Origin of the sequence: Bacteroides sp. 90-K9/2 (assembly GCF_047310725.1) — a bacterium.
Taxonomy (GTDB): Bacteria; Bacteroidota; Bacteroidia; order Bacteroidales; family Bacteroidaceae; genus Bacteroides; species Bacteroides vicugnae.
This window is the reverse complement of record NZ_JBCGVL010000014.1, coordinates 58,891-76,840: the sequence shown is the minus strand read 5'-3', so window position 1 is coordinate 76,840 and position 17,950 is coordinate 58,891. Positions and strand designations below refer to the sequence as shown.

Below are 17,950 nucleotides of genomic sequence, written 5' to 3'. Positions count from 1 at the left end.
AAATTGAATAGAGTGATGTTATTAAATGAGTTACTGAGAGCAATCCAACCGGTAGAGATAGCCGGAGATTCAAACATAGAAATCACCGGTGTCAACATCGACTCCCGTCTAGTGGAAGCCGGACAGCTATTCATGGCAATGCGTGGCACACAAGCCGACGGCCATGCTTATATACCTGCTGCCATTGCAAAAGGAGCGATCGCCATCCTCTGCGAGGATATGCCGGAAAAACCCGTAGCGGGGATCACCTATATACAAGTAAAAGACAGCGAAGATGCGGTAGGAAAGATTGCCACTACCTTTTACGGAGACCCGACTTCCAAGTTGGAACTGGTCGGTGTTACCGGAACGAACGGAAAAACAACAATCGCTACCTTATTATATAATACATTCCGTTATTTCGGATATAAGGTAGGATTGATTTCTACCGTTTGCAATTATATCGATGACGAACCGATTCCGACAGAACATACTACTCCTGATCCAATCACGTTGAACTGTCTGTTGGGACGGATGGCAGATGAAGGATGCAAATATGTTTTCATGGAAGTCAGCTCCCACTCGATTGCACAGAAACGTATCAGTGGATTAAAGTTTGCAGGAGGGATCTTTACCAATCTGACCCGCGACCATCTCGACTATCATAAAACAGTAGAGAATTATCTGAAAGCGAAGAAAAAGTTCTTTGACGATCTGCCGAAAAATGCATTCAGCCTGACCAATCTGGACGATAAAAACGGACTGGTAATGACGCAGAACACACGTTCGAAGGTCTATACTTATTCATTGAGAAGTCTTAGCGACTTTAAAGGACGGGTATTGGAGTCTCATTTTGAAGGGATGCTGCTCGACTTCAACAATCATGAACTGGCAGTTCAGTTTATCGGAAAGTTCAATGCTTCCAATTTGTTGGCGGTATTCGGGGCGGCAGTTCTGTTAGGTAAGAAAGAGGAAGAGGTGCTTGTAGCTCTTAGCACACTTCATCCGGTAGCCGGACGCTTCGATGCGGTCCGCTCACCGCAGGGAATTACGGCGATTGTTGATTATGCACATACCCCGGATGCTCTCATTAATGTACTGAACGCTATTCATGGAGTGCTTGAAGGAAAAGGAAAAGTGATTACTGTGGTAGGCGCCGGCGGCAACCGCGACAAGGGCAAACGCCCCATCATGGCAAAAGAAGCTGCCAAAGCGAGTGACCGCGTCATCATCACTTCCGACAATCCGCGCTTTGAAGAGCCGCAAGACATCATCAATGATATGCTTGCCGGACTGGATGCGGAAGATATGAAGAAAACACTAAGCATTGCCGACCGTAAAGAAGCAATTCGCACGGCTTGCATGCTGGCAGAGAAAGGAGATGTAATTCTCGTTGCCGGAAAAGGACATGAGAATTACCAGGAGATAAAAGGAGTGAAACATCATTTTGATGACAAAGAAGTACTCAAAGAAATTTTTAAATAATGAATAGACTGTGCTAATATGCCGACCGGCTTCGTTATCTATCCGACAGCAACCGGCATAACAACACATCAATAAATTGGCAAATTATTTATGTTATACTATCTATTTGAATGGCTACATAAGCTCAATTTTCCAGGAGCGGGAATGTTCGGATATACCTCATTCCGTGCTTTGATGGCAGTTATCCTCGCGTTACTGATTTCAAGTATCTGGGGAGACAAGTTCATCAACCTACTCAAAAGGAAACAAATCACAGAAACGCAACGTGATGCTAAAACCGACCCGTTCGGAGTCAACAAAGTAGGCGTCCCGAGCATGGGTGGTGTTATCATCATTGTAGCCATCCTGATACCCTGTTTACTGTTAGGTAAACTGCATAATATATATATGATACTGATGCTGATCACCACCATATGGTTGGGATCACTCGGATTCGCAGACGACTATATCAAAATCTTCAAAAGAGACAAGGAAGGTTTGCATGGCAAGTTCAAAATCATCGGTCAGGTTGGTTTAGGCTTAATTGTCGGAATGACTTTATACCTTAGTCCGGACGTAGTGATCCGCGAAAATATCGAAGTTCATAATCCGGGACAGGAGATGGAAGTAATACACGGAACGAATGACCTGAAATCTACCCAGACAACGATTCCTTTTTTCAAGAGCAACAACCTTGATTATGCCGATCTGGTATCTTTCATGGGAGAACATGCGCAAACAGCCGGATGGATATTGTTCGTCATTGTCACCATCATTGTAGTTACCGCCGTATCAAACGGCGCCAACCTGAATGACGGTATGGACGGAATGGCAGCCGGGAACTCGGCAATTATCGGTGCAACGCTGGGGGTACTGGCGTATGTATCATCGCACATCGAATTTGCAGGCTACCTGAACATCATGTATATTCCGGGTTCGGAAGAACTGGTAATCTATATCTGCGCCTTCATCGGTGCACTGATCGGTTTCCTATGGTACAATGCCTATCCGGCACAAGTATTTATGGGAGACACAGGCAGTCTTACTATCGGTGGTATTATCGCAGTGTTTGCCATCATCATCCACAAAGAGTTGCTGATACCGATTCTTTGCGGTGTATTCCTGGTAGAAAACCTGTCGGTCATCCTGCAACGGGCTTATTATAAGGCGGGAAAACGAAAAGGTGTGAAACAACGATTGTTCAAGCGCACACCGATTCACGATCACTTCCGCACTTCGATGAACCTGATTGAACCGGGATGCACGGTGAAATTCACCAAACCCGACCAACTGTTTCATGAATCAAAGATTACCGTCCGTTTCTGGATTGTAACGATTGTATTGGCAGCAATAACAATTATAACGCTTAAAATAAGATAAAAAGAAGGCACAGATTACACGGATTAACGCGGTTTTAACTGCATATCCCTTAAAACCGTGAAATCCGCGTAATCCGTGCCTAATTAAAGATATAGAGAGTATTAACCCGATTATTAACTTTTAAAGATGTGCACAGCTAATAAGATCAATCAATTAGAAAATAAGGGCACATTATTGTAGATGAAAAGAATAGTAATTTTAGGAGCTGGCGAAAGCGGTGCAGGTGCAGCCGTACTCGCTAAAGTCAAAGGATTTGAGACGTTTGTTTCGGACATGTCCGCCATCAAGGACAAGTATAAGGAACTTCTCGACAGCCATCAGATTGCCTGGGAAGAAGGACACCATACCGAAGAACTCATTCTGAATGCCGACGAGGTGATCAAAAGCCCCGGTATCCCGAATGACGCCCCGATCATCCTGAAACTGAAAGCTCAAGGCACACCGGTGATCTCCGAGATAGAGTTTGCCGGACGCTATACTGATGCCAAAATGATCTGTATTACAGGTTCTAACGGAAAGACAACAACAACTTCCCTGATCTACCATATTTTCAAAAGCGCAGGTCTGAACGTAGGTTTGGCAGGCAACATCGGCAAAAGCCTTGCTTTGCAGGTAGCCGAAGATTACCACGATTACTATATTATCGAACTTAGCTCTTTCCAGTTGGATAATATGTATAACTTCCGTGCGAACATCGCCGTATTGATGAACATCACGCCGGACCATCTTGACCGCTACGACCATTGTATGCAGAATTACATCGACGCCAAATTTCGCATCACCCAGAACCAAACACCGGACGATGCTTTCATCTTCTGGAACGATGACCCTATCATCAGACAAGAACTGGCGAAACATGGTCTGAAAGCCCACCTGTATCCTTTTGCCGCTGTAAAAGAGGATGGAGCGATTGCATACGTAGAAGATCACGAAGTGAAAATCACCGAACCGATTGCCTTCAACATGGAGCAGGAGGAACTGGCCCTGACAGGACAACACAACCTGTACAACTCTTTAGCCGCCGGTATCTCGGCAAACCTTGCCGGCATCGCCAAAGAAAACATCCGGAAAGCCCTCTCCGACTTCAAGGGAGTGGAACATCGGTTGGAAAAGGTGGCACGTGTGCGCGGAATTGATTTTATTAACGACTCTAAAGCCACGAATGTCAACTCCTGCTGGTATGCCCTGCAAAGCATGACTACCAAAACGGTATTGATTCTCGGTGGTAAAGATAAAGGAAACGACTATACTGAAATTGAAGACCTGGTACGCGAAAAGTGTTCAGCACTGGTATATCTGGGACTTCATAACGAAAAGCTCCACGAGTTCTTCGACCGTTTCGGCCTGCCGGTAGCCGATGTGCAAACCGGCATGAAAGATGCCGTAGAAGCAGCCTATAAACTGGCAAAGAAAGGTGAAACGGTATTATTAAGTCCTTGCTGTGCTTCTTTCGACCTCTTCAAGAGTTACGAAGACCGTGGCGATCAATTTAAAGAATGTGTCCGTGCCCTTTAATTCTCAATTTTTAATTCTCAATTCTCAATTTAAGAAGTGGATTTATTAAAGAACATATTCAAAGGTGACAAGGTAATCTGGATTATCTTCCTCTGTCTCTGCCTCATCTCGATCATCGAGGTGTTTTCGGCAGCGTCGACGCTGACTTACAAAAGCGGCGACCATTGGGGACCGATTACGCAACACTCCATCATTCTGATGGTAGGAGCTGTGGTAGTCGTATTTCTGCATAATGTTCCCTACAAATGGTTCCAGGTATTTCCGGTCTTTCTATATCCGGTATCTCTGGTTCTACTGGCATTTGTCACGCTGATGGGTATCATCACAGGCGACCGTGTCAACGGAGCAGCCCGCTGGATGACCTTTATGGGATTGCAATTCCAGCCATCGGAATTGGCAAAGATGGCGGTAATCATTGCCGTCTCATTCATCCTGTCCAAAAAACAGGACGAATACGGGGCCAATCCGAAAGCCTTTAAATATATCATGATCCTTACCGGACTGGTATTTCTGCTCATCGCACCGGAAAACCTTTCAACAGCAATGCTGCTGTTCGGAGTGGTATGCATGATGATGTTCATCGGGCGGGTATCTTCCAAGAAGCTGGTCGGACTGTTGGGAATATTGGGACTTATAGGTGGGGTTGCGGTAGGTGTACTGATGGCTATTCCCGCCAAAACACTGCATAGCACTCCGGGACTTCACCGCTTCGAGACGTGGCAGAATCGTGTTTCCGGTTTCTTTGAGAAGGAAGAAGTGCCGGCAGCCAAATTTGATATTGACAAAGACGCACAGATTGCACATGCGCGAATCGCCATTGCTACCAGCCATGTAGTAGGCAAAGGTCCGGGAAACTCGATACAGCGTGACTTCCTTAGCCAGGCATTCTCCGATTTTATCTTCGCGATTGTGATTGAAGAAATGGGATTGGTAGGAGGAATATTTGTGGTGTTCCTCTATTTATGGTTGCTGATGCGAGCCGGACGAATCGCCCAGAAGTGCGAGCGAACCTTCCCCGCCTTTCTCGTTATGGGTATTGCGCTGTTGTTGGTATCACAGGCAATACTGAATATGATGGTTGCCGTCGGGTTATTCCCCGTCACAGGACAGCCTCTGCCTCTGGTCAGCAAAGGAGGTACAAGTACGCTAATCAACTGCGCTTATATCGGAATGATATTAAGCGTAAGCCGATATACCGCTCATCTGGAAGAACAGAAAGCGCACGATGCACAGATCCAACTGCAAATAGAGGCGGATGCCGCAGCCAATTCCGAAGCACAGGCTGCAGCCGAACCGACAGCGCAGATTCTGAACAGCGACGCTGAATTTGAAGATGAGCATGATAGCAGAAACAACGAACGGTAAATGTTGAGAAAGAACGAACAGAAGAAAACAGTATGATGGAAAAAGAACTTAGAATTATCATCAGCGGTGGAGGAACAGGAGGACATATCTTTCCTGCCGTCTCTATCGCAAACGCTATAATAGAGCTACGCCCCGACGCAGAGATTCTCTTTGTAGGCGCTGAAGGACGTATGGAAATGCAACGGGTTCCCGATGCAGGCTACCGGATTATCGGACTTCCGATAGCCGGATTCGACCGCAAACATTTATGGAAAAATGTATCCGTATTGATTAAACTGATGCGCAGCCAATGGAAGGCGCGCAAAGTAATCAAAAACTTCCGTCCGCAAGTGGCGGTAGGTGTAGGCGGATATGCAAGCGGGCCGACACTAAAGACTGCCGGCATGATGGGAGTCCCCACATTAATCCAAGAGCAAAACTCATATGCCGGAGTTACCAATAAACTGCTGGCACAGAAAGCTCGTAAGATTTGTGTCGCTTATGACGGAATGGAAAAGTTTTTCCCCGCCGACAAGATCATCATGACGGGCAATCCCGTCCGCCAAAACCTGACAAAGGATATGCCGTCCAAAGAAGAAGCGTTACGTTCCTTCCACTTACAGCCCGGCAAAAAGACAATACTGATTGTAGGTGGCAGCTTGGGTGCACGCACCATCAACAATACGCTGACAGCCGGTCTGGCAATTATCAAGGAAAACACGGACGTGCAATTCATCTGGCAAACGGGCAAATACTATTACCCGCAAGTGACAGAAGCCGTAAAAGCGGCAGGAGCACTTCCGAATTTATATGTAACGGATTTCATCAAAGATATGGCAGCCGCTTATGCTGCCGCCGATCTGGTCATTTCCCGTGCGGGAGCAGGTTCCATTTCTGAATTCTGCCTGCTGCACAAACCTGTTATCTTAGTGCCCTCGCCCAACGTGGCGGAAGATCACCAAACGAAGAATGCCTTGGCGTTGGTGAACAAGCAGGCAGCTATCTACGTCAAAGACAGTGAAGCGGCAACCACTTTGATGGACGTAGCCCTGTCCACTGTCAACGACGAGCAGAAACTGAAAGAACTAACAGAGAATATCGCCAAACTGGCTTTACCCGATTCAGCGAGAATCATCGCACAAGAGGTCATTAAGCTGGCGGAAGCAAAAAACAATAATAACAATTAGGCACGGATTACGCGGATTACACGGTTTAAGAATGATACACGAGAAATTGACAAAAGAGATTATAAGTGCTTTTTATGAAGTACACAGCACATTAGGATTCGGATTCCTAGAGCAGGTCTACCAAAATGCACTTTATAAGGAACTCTTAAAAAGAGGACTCTTCTGCCAAACTCAAAAAGAGATGAAAGTATATTATAAAGGTGAAATTGTAGGAAGGTATATTGCAGATATGATAGTAAATAATGAAATCATTCTTGAATTAAAAGCAGTAACAACTCTTCGTCCAGAACATGAATGGCAATTAGTAAATTATCTAAAAGCAACAGGAATAGAAGTTGGATTACTACTAAATTTTGGTGTAACAGCAGAGATTAAACGTAAAATATTGACACATCATGAAACCGTGAAATCCGTGTAATCCGTGCCTAAAATAAAAAAATAAAAAGAAATGAATATAGAAACGATAAAATCAGTCTATTTCGTAGGTGCCGGCGGCATCGGTATGAGTGCACTTGTACGCTACTTCCTTTTCAAAGGAAAGGTAGTGGCCGGATATGACCGCACTCCTACTCCATTGACTGAAACGCTGATTGCCGAAGGCGCACAAATACATTATGAAGAAAACGTCGACCTGATTCCCGAAGCCTGCAAAGACAAGGAAAGTACGTTAGTCATATACACTCCGGCCGTTCCGCAGGAACACGAAGAACTCGTTTATTTCCGTAACAACGGATTCGAAATACAGAAACGCGCCCAAGTATTGGGAACAATTACCCACTCGAGCAAAGGTCTGTGTGTGGCAGGCACTCACGGGAAAACAACCACATCGACTATGACAGCCCATCTGTTTCACCAGTCACATGTGGAATGTACCGCTTTTCTCGGAGGAATCTCGAAAAATTACAGCACCAACCTGCTGCTCTCTCAAGCAAGCCCTTACACAGTGATTGAAGCGGATGAATTCGACCGTTCTTTCCACTGGCTGTCGCCTTATATGTCGGTAATCACGTCTACCGACCCCGATCATCTGGACATCTACGGAACAGAGCAAGCCTACCTGGAAAGTTTCGAACATTACACCACGCTAATCCAACCGGGTGGCGCACTGATTATCCGCAAAGGCATCTCCCTGCAACCCAAAGTGCAGCCGGGCGTTCGTGTCTACACTTACTCACGTGACGAAGGCGACTTCCATGCAGAAAACATCCGCATCGGAAACGGAGAGATATTCATCGACTTTGTTGCTCCGGACACCCGTATCAACGACATCCAACTGGGAATTCCGGTAAGTATCAACATAGAAAATGGCGTAGCCGCCATGGCATTGGCACACCTCAACGGGGTGACCGATGAAGAGATAAAAAGAGGTATGGCAAGTTTCCGCGGAGTAGACCGCCGGTTCGACTTCAAACTCAAGAACGACCGGATTGTCTTTCTAAGTGACTACGCACACCATCCCTCTGAAATCAAACAGAGCGTGCTGTCTATGCGCGAACTTTACAAGGACAAGAAGATCACAGCCATCTTCCAGCCTCATCTCTATACCCGTACCCGCGACTTCTATCAGGACTTTGCCGATAGCCTGTCGCTACTCGACGAGGTGATTCTGGTAGACATCTACCCGGCACGTGAAGCACCAATCCCGGGCGTCACCAGCAAACTGATTTATGATAATCTCCGTCCGGGTATCGAAAAAAGTATGTGCAAAAAGGAAGAGATACTGAACATTCTGAAAGATAAAAACATTGAAGTATTAATAACTTTAGGAGCCGGAGACATCGACAACTATGTCCCCGAAATAAAGGAACTATTAGAAAAAAGATAAATAAATGAATAATCATCCGGCAGCCTGTCCGAAACAGTGCAAGCATTTTAATTTTTAATCTTTAATTTTTGATTATGATTAAAAGAATCCTTCTATCCATCGTCATGCTGGTGCTCATAGCCTACCTTGCCGTAGCTATCACCGCTTTCAACCGCAAGCCTGCCGACCAGACCTGCCGTGACATGGAATTGGTTATCAAGGATACCGCATACGCCGGCTTCATCACCAAAGAAGAGCTGAAAGGTATCCTTCAGCAGAAAGGGATCTATCCCATCGGGAAGAAGATGGAGCGCATCTCCACCAAGTCACTGGAACGGGAACTAAGCAAACATCCGTTGATTGACGAAGCCGAATGCTACAAAACACCCAGTGGCAAAGTGTGCGTGGAAGTGACACAGCGTATTCCTATCCTTCGCGTCATGAGTGCCAACGGCCAAAACTACTACCTTGACAACAAAGGAACTATCATGCCACCGGAAGCAAAATGTGTCGCTCATCGGGTAATTGTCACCGGAAACGTAGAAAAGTCGTTTGCAATGAAGGATTTATATAAGTTTGGTGTATTTTTGCATAATAATAAATTCTGGGACGCCCAGATAGAGCAGATCCATGTGTTGCCCGACCAGAATATCGAATTGGTGCCGCGTGTGGGAGATCATCTGGTCTATCTTGGAAAACTGGAGAATTTTGAAGATAAACTGGCACGTTTGAAGGAGTTCTACAAAAAAGGACTCAACCGGGTAGGCTGGAACAAATATTCACGTATCAACCTCGAATTCAGCAACCAGATTATCTGCACAAAACGAGAGTAGATGATAAATGATAGGTGATAGATGATAGGTGATGAGTGAATAGTCTTTTTTCAATCGTAAATTGTAAATCGTAAAATCGTAAATAAATATATATGGCAACAACAGAATTTATCGCCGCTATTGAACTTGGTTCATCGAAGATAACCGGTGTGGCCGGAAGAAAGAACAGTGACGGAAGCATGCAGGTATTAGCGTATGCCCAAGAAGACTCTTCTACGTTCATTCGTAAAGGAGTAATCTTTAATCTGGACAAGACAGCGCAAAGCCTGACTTCAATCATCAACAGACTGGAAGGTGAGTTGAAAAACTCAATAGCCAAGGTATATGTAGGCATCGGCGGACAATCACTCCGCACCGTCCGCAATGTAGTAAGCCGCGACCTGGAGGAAGAAGCTATCATATCCGAAGAGCTTGTAAGCGCTATCGGTGATGAGAACATTGCCATCCCGGTGGTCGATATGGATATATTGGACGTAGCTCCACAAGAATATAAGGTGGGCAATAACCTGCAAGCCAATCCGGTAGGTCTGGTAGGAAGCCACATCGAAGGACGTTTCCTCAATATCGTTGCCCGTGCTTCCGTACGTAAGAACCTGGAGCACTGTTTCCAACAGGCTAAAATTGATATTGCCGACCAACTGATCGCTCCGTTAGTAACCGCAAATGCCGTACTGACAGAAAGCGAACGCCGTTCGGGTTGTGCACTGATCGACTTCGGAGCAGACACAACTACCATCTCTGTATACAAGAATAACATTCTCCGCTTCCTGACTGTATTGCCTTTGGGAGGCAACAGCATCACGCGTGACATCACCACCCTGCAAATGGAGGAAGAAGAAGCCGAACGCCTGAAAAAAGCCTACGGTGACGCCCTCTATGAAGAGGACCCCGAACAGGAAGAAGCAACCTGCAAACTGGATGATGACAACCGTATCATCAAAGTGGCGGATCTTAACAATATCATCGAAGCCCGTGTCGAGGAAATCGTTGCCAACGTATGGAACCAGATACAACTATCGAGCTACGAGGACAAACTGCTGGCAGGAATCATCCTGACAGGAGGAGCCGCCAACCTGAAGAATCTGGACGAAACCTTGCGCAAACGCAGCAAGATAGAAAAGATACGGATGGCGAAACTCCCACGCAATACGGTTCATGCGCCCAGCAACATACTGAAGAAAGACGGTTCGCAGAACACTTTGTTCGGACTCCTGTTTGAAGGTAACCAGAACTGCTGCCTGACCGAAACTGCTCCACAAGCTCCTGCACCATCAGTCTCCAAACCGGAGCCGGAAGTGCATACAGTAGATATGTTTGAGGACGATCAGGAACTGAAAGAACAGGCCCGCATCGCCCGTCTCAAGAAAGAGGAAGAAGAGCGGGAAGCCAAGTTAGCCGCCAAAGAAGCGGAAAAACTTCGCAAGCAAAAGGAAAAGGAAGAGAAAGAAAGACGGAAAAGAGAAGCGGGTCCGAGCTGGATTCAACGCAAGATCGATTCGTTGACGAAAGAAATCTTCTCCGACGACGATATGAAGTAACCTTCAGCAGCTTGTTAATCAATATTCATAATTCGTAATTCATAATTCAATCAAGATATGGACGAGATAGTACAATTCGATTTCCCGACAGATTCACCGAAGATCATCAAAGTGATTGGTGTAGGTGGTGGTGGTGGTAACGCTGTAAACCACATGTACCGGGAAGGCATCCATGATGTAACGTTCGTTCTTTGTAACACGGACAACCAGGCACTAGCCGAATCACCTGTCCCGGTGAAACTGCAACTGGGTCGTAGCATCACGCAAGGGCTTGGAGCCGGCAACCGTCCCGAACGGGCACGCGACGCCGCCGAAGAAAGTATAGAAGATATCAGAAACCAGCTGAACGACGGCACCAAAATGGTATTCATCACCGCCGGAATGGGAGGAGGAACCGGAACGGGAGCTGCCCCGGTCATCGCCCGCATTGCGAAGGAAATGGATATTCTGACTGTCGGTATCGTCACCATTCCCTTTATCTTCGAAGGAGAAAAGAAAATTATCCAGGCATTGGACGGTGTTGAACGTATCGCCCAGCACGTTGACGCCCTACTGGTTATCAACAACGAACGCCTGCGTGAAATATACGCCGACCTTACCTTTATGAACGCCTTCGGCAAAGCCGATGATACTCTTTCCATTGCTGCCAAGAGCATTGCCGAGATTATCACCATGCGGGGTACGGTCAACCTTGACTTCGCTGATGTGAAAACCATCCTGAAAGATGGTGGAGTAGCAATCATGAGTACCGGATTCGGTGAAGGAGAAAATCGTGTGACGAAAGCAATCGACGATGCCCTGCATTCTCCGTTGCTCAACAACAATGATATCTTCAATGCCAAGAAAGTAATGTTGAACGTATCTTTCTGCCCGTCGTCCGAACTGATGATGGAGGAAATGAACGAGATACACGAGTTCATGAGCAAATTCCGCGAAGGGGTGGAAGTGATTTGGGGTGTTGCCATCGACAACTCACTGGAAACAAGAGTAAAAATCACCGTATTGGCAACAGGATTCGGTGTGGAAGACGTTCCCGGAATGGACAGCCTGCACGCTGCACGCAGCCAGGAAGAGGAAGAACGCCAACTGCAACTGGAAGAGGAAAAAGAAAAGAACAAGGAACGTATCCGCAAGGCATACGGTGAAAGTGCCAGCAACATCGGAAGCAAGAGCCTCCGCAAACGCCGCCACATCTATCTTTTCAACACGGAAGATCTGGACAACGACGACATCATCGCCATGGTAGAAGATTCTCCCACCTATATGCGTGACAAGACTACTCTTACCAAAATCCGGACGAAAGCCGCTCTGGAAGAGGAAGTAGCCACGGAAGAAGCTACAGATGACAACGGTGTGATTACGTTCTAAACAAAGAACTAAGAACGAAAATTATAAACTCGCAAAATCAGGCTTCAGATCTAATTTTTAATCTTTAATTTTTAATTACAATAGTATGGATTTATTCGATCAAGTCAGCGAAGACATTAAAACCGCAATGAAGGCGAAAGACAAAGTAGCCCTTGAAACTTTGAGAAATATAAAGAAGTTCTTCCTCGAAGCTAAAACAGCCCCGGGAGCTAACGATATATTGACAGATGATGCTGCTCTGAAGATTATCCAGAAACTGGTGAAACAAGGAAAAGATTCTGCTGAAATCTATATCGGACAAGGTCGTCAGGATTTGGCTGACGTAGAATTAGGCCAGGTAGCCGTTATGGAGAAATACCTGCCGAAACAAATGACCGCTGAAGAACTGGAAGCTGCCTTAAAGGAAATTATTGCTGAAACAGGTGCAACAAGCGGTAAAGATATGGGTAAAGTAATGGGAGTTGCCTCCAAGAAGTTAGCAGGTCTTGCAGAAGGACGTGCCATTTCTGCAAAAGTGAAAGAGCTTTTGGGATAACTTCCGGAACTTTCACGATACCGTTGCAGATGTGTGCAAGATGTTTTATCTTACACACATCTGCAACTTTCTTTAAATACGGCATTCACCTCCTTCACCACTCTGAAACATCGATGAATAAAGGGATTTCGGGTGAAGGGCTTCCTTTCACATAGGTTTCACCCGATTCACCGCATTTTTTGCAAGATTGAAATAAACTGCCTTATGTTTTTCTCATAGTCAGATACCATCCCTTTCCTCTTCTTGGTTCAAGATAAGCATTCGTTCTGATTGTCCCATATATTGTGGGAAAGTATTCCTATATATTTAGGGAATTTGTTCCCACAAAATAAGGGAATACTTTCCCAATTGACTGGGAATCTTTTCCCACAATATATGGGACAAAGGAAATATATAATGAAAGCCAAGCGGAGGATAAGTTTAATCCATTTCCGTACTGAAAGAATAGATAAGGTTGATAATATAGCATCAAAACTGAATGCTCATTCCATATTAAAATTATGTTCAAATTAATATCTACATTGATAACAATTGGCTTTGTTTTATTCACACTAATCAGTTGTCATAATAAAACAAATAATTCAAGAAACACTATAAATCTTGAATATGAAAATAATGCCGACTCTCTAAATTCATATAAAATGGATATATCACATTTCATTCATTCCATCGAGCCAGGAGAAACGATTGTAGAAGAAAAACAAATGCAAGGGAAAGAATTGATCACAAGAAAAAATGAGAATATAAAAGTCTACTTTTTATTACAAGACCCTTGTTCAAAAGACGGATTCTTGAATACTGAAATTACAAATGATACCATTTTTTATATGAACGATCTCTTTTCATACTATAAGATATGCTTAATGAGCACAATGGAAAAACTTATTTAGGCGAATCAGGAACTTATATCAATGAAGCTAATAACTTCGTCACATCTTCTAATTTCATTTCTGACGTAGGAAATGGCGCAGGAGTTGGAGCAAATATTCTACCCTCGCTAACCAACCTCACACACGAAGTAGCGGTTACGCCGGGGCATATTTATCAGATTTTGGATAAAAATACACTTATAGATTTTCCGTCAGGTAATCGTGCTATTCAAGTAGAAGCAAGTTATTACCAAGCCTATGTTGTATCTAAAATATTAAATAGCGACATGACTATCGGTGCAATTGTAAAATACATACCAATTGTCCCTGACAATAATGAACTGCCTGCATATAAGTATAATATTGGAAGCCTTCACTACATAGGTGAAACGGTTGAATTAGCATTACCCCAAAATATTGAGTTTTTCTTGAAAGAACATAGTGCAGGAAAAAAAGGATTAAATGTAACATCTGCCAATAACAAATTAAGAATAACCCTAACTAAAGCACCTGACATAGTCTACGGACCTTATGGAACATTCGACCTTTATATCCGTTCAAATAATGTCTTTACAGTCGTAGAAGTGAATGTGAAATAAGAGCTTTATTATCCAGTAGAACTAAGGGAAAAGGAGAGGAATAAACATCTCTTTAATTATTGGTATCTTCATACAGTTGTTCTGAAGAGCAGTCGTACGAACCTGAAAAGATTACCTCTTTAACCCTAATGTATGACGATAAAACAGAGAAATTCGGTTTTAAATTTGCTACAAAAATGTCATACGGATATATTCTACAGAGTGATAAAACATCAGAATATCAGCAACGATATCCTGACGCCGGTATCACAGAAGTAAAAGTGAATCATGTTTGGAAGGACAATGGGATAATCCAATTAGGAGGACTTACATTTTAATCAAATTGAAAAAAGGAGGTTATTAACAAACGAAGATTGCCCTTTCATCGTTTGTCATGGAATCTATATCCAAGTCCCAGCATCAGATTGCTGGGGTCTTTAAACTTGCTCAACTGATATCCCACGTGCAAAAACAAATGCCGGGTGACATAAGTTTTGAGAGCCAGAATCTGGTAGAACCCTTTTGTATCATCCCCACTGTATATCAGGTTCCGACCGACGCCGACATTGATAGAGAAAACAGGCATCACCAGTTCTGCCCGAAGAGATAACCCCATGGCAAATTGCTTACGGAAAGGAGGACGATGAAACTTCAAATCACCCGAGTAGAACTCGCCCACTCTATACTCCTTAAGATTGGCACTCTCATCATATTGCGCATCTGCAGAAAGCCCTGCCCGAAAATAGTTATTGAAATTATACATCGGGGCGAAATTGATGCCCGCCACGCCGAACGAACCGGGAATCAGACTCGACACATCGTCTCCAATCAGTCCTCTTTTGCGGGTGGCTCCGTAAATTACCAAGTCATAGCTGACGTGAGGCTTTATAAAGAGCCGTCCGGGAGTGATGGAACCGGGCGCCTCATCCGCGCCCAAAGTACGTACGATGCCGACTCTTCCTCCAATAACATTAAGACCGCCATTAGGATAATGCGTGTTTCCATTGGAGAAATGGGTGAGATCTACGCCTGCCGCCAGTTTCCAATACCTGTGAACTTGCCAGTTCAGCAAAAAGCCGAGATTGATGTATGCATTGATCTTGGAGCCAACCAACACGTTTTGCGGATTGGATAGTTCGTCATATTTCTTCCAGCCAAAAGAAGCTCCGAAGTTCCATTCGTAATCGAGCGATAGGCGGGGCAACAGTTGCGCGATACGTGACCCTTGAAAAGCGTATACCAACACCGGATTTCCCAATTCAACGGGACTAAAGAAGGTATGGTAGGAAACGCCAATACCCTGATAGGTATGAGGAAAGAGCCTGCCTAGATTGGATTCTTTGCCGAATCTGAAAGCGTACTTGAAATGGAAAGAAAGCGATTGGTCGATTTTCTTTTGTTGCGCATTGTCTCCTTGCAGAAAACTATGGGTGGAGACGATATAGCCCGGACGGATGTCAAAGCCGAGCTGATGGCGGATCAAGGGATGGCTGACGCTGTCGTTCCGTTGTCCGATGATTGTCTGGGCTTCCAGATTTACGTTGATTGCCGGATGTACCAGGAGGCAAAGGAGGCACAGCAACCGTATGGCGTTCCTATTTCTAATCATTGATATGCTAGTTATTGAAAGGGATATCCTTGTGTATTATGTTATATTTTACAGGCATTCTGCTTTGTAACGTGCCGGTTACGATTCGTTGTTTCTTGGATTTGGAGTGAGAAACATAGAGGGTATATCTGGTTTCCAGCCAGTCATACATCATCAATAAAGTGTAATATCGAGAAGTTCGGGGAGGAATTATGTCTTCTTTCTGTTCCGTATTGGAGGAAGGCAACATTTGTTGCTCAGAAATGAATGGCACCCGTTTGCCGTTCATCACTAAATATCCGTCTTTCATACTTGGTATTTCCACTGTCAGACCGGCTTCGCCCAGTAGCTGAAAAGCTTCGGGCACATCGCTTTTGAATTTTATAAAATGGTAAAAAGACTCGAAAGGAAAAAACGTGTATGTAGACGAAACACTTGTTAAGTTATGAAAGGAGACGCCTTCTTTTTTCTCTATCTTGTTTTCCGGATCGTAAGAATATGCATCCAAAGAATAAATAATACTGTCCATTACATATCTGTCTGCCGGAGAGATCTCGACGTGTATCTCCTGCCACTCATACTCGTTGCTTGCCGTGAGTTGAAATTGAAAAGGAGCGGAAAGGGCATTCTCGCCCACCGTTATCTTCACTTCTTCGGGATGAACACGTTCGATGGTGAAATCAATCATCTCCCCGACACACACAATCTTGCCTAATCCGTTCAGCAATGGACCTTGATCATTTGTTACCAGGCGATTGTCCGCATCATATACTTTATATTGAAAGGGAAAACCGGAAGCTGTATACATTGTTAACCAATCCCAATTGGCAGCTGCAAATTGAATAGTGGCAACATCCCCGTTCCCGTCCAACATCAGTTCGGAATCGGAAGGACGGAAGTCGTCGACAAATACGTCTCCGTTACAACCATAAAACTCCCCCAGGATAAGAAGACAGATTGTCAGGTATAGGAATCTTTTCATATTGTTTTCTCTCTTGTTCATGCTCTTTTATTCTCTACGGACAAAAGTAACATATATTTTCAGGAACAGCATACAAACCCACATTAAGAAGTGTTATTATCACCTGATTAATTACCATATACAGTGGCGGACGCTAAAACGGAGCTAAAACAATATATAGCAAGCAGATGGAGAGAAGTTACTAATTAATCAAACAGTTCTTTCAATACCTCCAGTGATTTCAATGCCGGAAAGTCCGGCAGATGCAAACGATAATAATCATTCATGATCGTCAGGCAGCGAGTACGCTCCGCACGGCTCATACCGAAAAGATGCATGGTCTCATAGTTCATGCGCATCAACTGACGGAGACGGGCGGCCTCTTCAGGATTGATATAAGAAGAATGTAGCTGGGGACGAATGGAAGTGAAACAGGCATTCAATAAATCGAAGTAATCGCCGGTATGATAATCTTCCAGATTCGGGTAAAGCCCTAGAAAACGCGAAAGACGCATCAGGAAAACCAGATGGAAATTGGCAAATCCCTCTCCACACTCGTCCAGCCAAATGATAGAATGTTGCAGATAGGCGAATAACGGACGGTTCTCCGCCTCCTCCCGGATAGCCCTGTAAAGAAACTCCGACAGGAAAAGTGCCATCGAAGACTTATACGGATCATAAGGTATGGAAGAAAATGGATAAAAGGATTTCGCTTCCTTCACACGATAGAGTGTTGCATTGGGCCGATAGTCGGCCTCGAACTCGATAAAAGACAACGGTTGGAAAAGTACGGATTTTACAGCCGCCTTCCGTGAACGGGGTACTGTTACAAGGAAAGAAGCCCTGCCGGACAACTCTGTATACATATCTACAATGATAGAAGTATCATTGTATTTTAATGTATGAAGAACTATTCCTTTCGTTTTTTGCAACATAACCAAATAACCTCGTTTCCAATCCGAAGCAAAACTACAAAAAATAGATAGTAATCAGAGAGTTTTTAAAGG

The 17,950-nt window shown here is 44.5% G+C and carries 14 protein-coding genes and 2 pseudogenes; 13 read left to right on the top strand and 3 right to left on the bottom strand.

What is annotated here, in order from left to right; genetic code table 11:
• Positions 1-15 precede the first annotated feature (15 nt).
• From AAHJ11_RS21110 to AAHJ11_RS21050, 13 genes and pseudogenes are all read left to right on the top strand, one after another.
• Positions 16-1,464: a UDP-N-acetylmuramoyl-L-alanyl-D-glutamate--2,6-diaminopimelate ligase gene (locus AAHJ11_RS21110; RefSeq protein WP_217722694.1), complete on the top strand. Its 1,449-nt coding sequence runs from the start codon at positions 16-18 to the stop codon at positions 1,462-1,464.
• A gap of 90 nt (positions 1,465-1,554) precedes the next feature.
• Complete coding sequence (locus tag AAHJ11_RS21105; protein WP_148364151.1) at positions 1,555-2,823, top strand: phospho-N-acetylmuramoyl-pentapeptide-transferase; 1,269 nt, start codon at positions 1,555-1,557, stop codon at positions 2,821-2,823.
• Positions 2,824-3,003: 180 nt separating this feature from the next.
• The gene (gene murD / locus AAHJ11_RS21100; protein ID WP_004298208.1) at positions 3,004-4,338 is read left to right on the top strand and encodes a UDP-N-acetylmuramoyl-L-alanine--D-glutamate ligase; all 1,335 of its coding nucleotides are present in this window, start codon (positions 3,004-3,006) and stop codon (positions 4,336-4,338) included.
• A gap of 36 nt (positions 4,339-4,374) precedes the next feature.
• Positions 4,375-5,703: an FtsW/RodA/SpoVE family cell cycle protein gene (locus AAHJ11_RS21095; RefSeq protein WP_413580081.1), complete on the top strand. Its 1,329-nt coding sequence runs from the start codon at positions 4,375-4,377 to the stop codon at positions 5,701-5,703.
• A 35-nt stretch (positions 5,704-5,738) separates the two neighbouring features.
• Positions 5,739-6,869: an undecaprenyldiphospho-muramoylpentapeptide beta-N-acetylglucosaminyltransferase gene (gene murG / locus AAHJ11_RS21090; RefSeq protein ID WP_074558447.1), complete on the top strand. Its 1,131-nt coding sequence runs from the start codon at positions 5,739-5,741 to the stop codon at positions 6,867-6,869.
• A 31-nt stretch (positions 6,870-6,900) separates the two neighbouring features.
• Positions 6,901-7,287: a GxxExxY protein gene (locus AAHJ11_RS21085; protein ID WP_195648902.1), complete on the top strand. Its 387-nt coding sequence runs from the start codon at positions 6,901-6,903 to the stop codon at positions 7,285-7,287.
• Positions 7,288-7,317: 30 nt separating this feature from the next.
• Positions 7,318-8,694, top strand: a complete 1,377-nt coding sequence (gene murC / locus AAHJ11_RS21080) for a UDP-N-acetylmuramate--L-alanine ligase (RefSeq protein ID WP_148364153.1) — start codon at positions 7,318-7,320, stop codon at positions 8,692-8,694.
• 74 nt (positions 8,695-8,768) lie between these two features.
• The gene (locus tag AAHJ11_RS21075; protein WP_004298212.1) at positions 8,769-9,506 is read left to right on the top strand and encodes a cell division protein FtsQ/DivIB; all 738 of its coding nucleotides are present in this window, start codon (positions 8,769-8,771) and stop codon (positions 9,504-9,506) included.
• Between the two features lie 92 nt (positions 9,507-9,598).
• Positions 9,599-11,044 carry a cell division protein FtsA gene (ftsA, locus tag AAHJ11_RS21070; RefSeq protein ID WP_074558442.1) on the top strand — a complete coding sequence of 482 codons (1,446 nt, stop codon included), beginning with the start codon at positions 9,599-9,601 and terminating at the stop codon, positions 11,042-11,044.
• Positions 11,045-11,101: 57 nt separating this feature from the next.
• Complete coding sequence (ftsZ, locus tag AAHJ11_RS21065; RefSeq protein ID WP_004307359.1) at positions 11,102-12,412, top strand: cell division protein FtsZ; 1,311 nt, start codon at positions 11,102-11,104, stop codon at positions 12,410-12,412.
• Positions 12,413-12,497: 85 nt separating this feature from the next.
• Entirely contained in the window at positions 12,498-12,947 is a 450-nt protein-coding gene (locus tag AAHJ11_RS21060) for a GatB/YqeY domain-containing protein (RefSeq protein ID WP_004298215.1), read from the top strand.
• A 500-nt stretch (positions 12,948-13,447) separates the two neighbouring features.
• Positions 13,448-13,801, top strand: a pseudogene (locus AAHJ11_RS21055) (hypothetical protein); the annotation flags it as partial.
• A pseudogene (locus AAHJ11_RS21050) lies at positions 13,801-14,415 on the top strand (DUF5036 family protein); the annotation flags it as partial. The pseudogenes AAHJ11_RS21055 and AAHJ11_RS21050, both read left to right, overlap by 1 nt.
• A 361-nt stretch (positions 14,416-14,776) precedes the next feature.
• On the opposite strand, the gene AAHJ11_RS21045 reads toward AAHJ11_RS21050, so the two are convergent.
• The 3 genes from AAHJ11_RS21045 to recO all read right to left on the bottom strand — a co-directional run bounded on the left by AAHJ11_RS21045 (position 14,777) and on the right by recO (position 17,878).
• Complete coding sequence (locus tag AAHJ11_RS21045) at positions 14,777-16,003, bottom strand: acyloxyacyl hydrolase (RefSeq protein WP_413580080.1); 1,227 nt, start codon at positions 16,001-16,003, stop codon at positions 14,777-14,779.
• Between the two features lie 7 nt (positions 16,004-16,010).
• Entirely contained in the window at positions 16,011-16,964 is a 954-nt protein-coding gene (locus AAHJ11_RS21040) for a hypothetical protein (RefSeq protein ID WP_320974356.1), read from the bottom strand.
• A gap of 185 nt (positions 16,965-17,149) precedes the next feature.
• Positions 17,150-17,878, bottom strand: a complete 729-nt coding sequence (recO, locus tag AAHJ11_RS21035) for a DNA repair protein RecO (RefSeq protein ID WP_004298226.1) — start codon at positions 17,876-17,878, stop codon at positions 17,150-17,152.
• Between the last annotated feature and the right edge of the window lie 72 nt (positions 17,879-17,950).

Bases quoted from the DNA above. Each gene is read 5' to 3' on its own strand.
- ftsZ (WP_004307359.1), top strand. From the start codon at position 11,102: ATGGACGAGATAGTACAATTCGATTTCCCGACAGATTCACCGAAGATC.
- ftsA (WP_074558442.1), top strand. From the start codon at position 9,599: ATGGCAACAACAGAATTTATCGCCGCTATTGAACTTGGTTCATCGAAG.
- AAHJ11_RS21045 (WP_413580080.1), bottom strand. From the start codon at position 16,003: ATGATTAGAAATAGGAACGCCATACGGTTGCTGTGCCTCCTTTGCCTC.
- murD (WP_004298208.1), top strand. From the start codon at position 3,004: ATGAAAAGAATAGTAATTTTAGGAGCTGGCGAAAGCGGTGCAGGTGCA.
- AAHJ11_RS21110 (WP_217722694.1), top strand. From the start codon at position 16: ATGTTATTAAATGAGTTACTGAGAGCAATCCAACCGGTAGAGATAGCC.
- murC (WP_148364153.1), top strand. From the start codon at position 7,318: ATGAATATAGAAACGATAAAATCAGTCTATTTCGTAGGTGCCGGCGGC.
- AAHJ11_RS21075 (WP_004298212.1), top strand. From the start codon at position 8,769: ATGATTAAAAGAATCCTTCTATCCATCGTCATGCTGGTGCTCATAGCC.
- recO (WP_004298226.1), bottom strand. From the start codon at position 17,878: ATGTTGCAAAAAACGAAAGGAATAGTTCTTCATACATTAAAATACAAT.
- AAHJ11_RS21060 (WP_004298215.1), top strand. From the start codon at position 12,498: ATGGATTTATTCGATCAAGTCAGCGAAGACATTAAAACCGCAATGAAG.
- AAHJ11_RS21085 (WP_195648902.1), top strand. From the start codon at position 6,901: ATGATACACGAGAAATTGACAAAAGAGATTATAAGTGCTTTTTATGAA.
- AAHJ11_RS21105 (WP_148364151.1), top strand. From the start codon at position 1,555: ATGTTATACTATCTATTTGAATGGCTACATAAGCTCAATTTTCCAGGA.
- murG (WP_074558447.1), top strand. From the start codon at position 5,739: ATGGAAAAAGAACTTAGAATTATCATCAGCGGTGGAGGAACAGGAGGA.
- AAHJ11_RS21040 (WP_320974356.1), bottom strand. From the start codon at position 16,964: ATGAAAAGATTCCTATACCTGACAATCTGTCTTCTTATCCTGGGGGAG.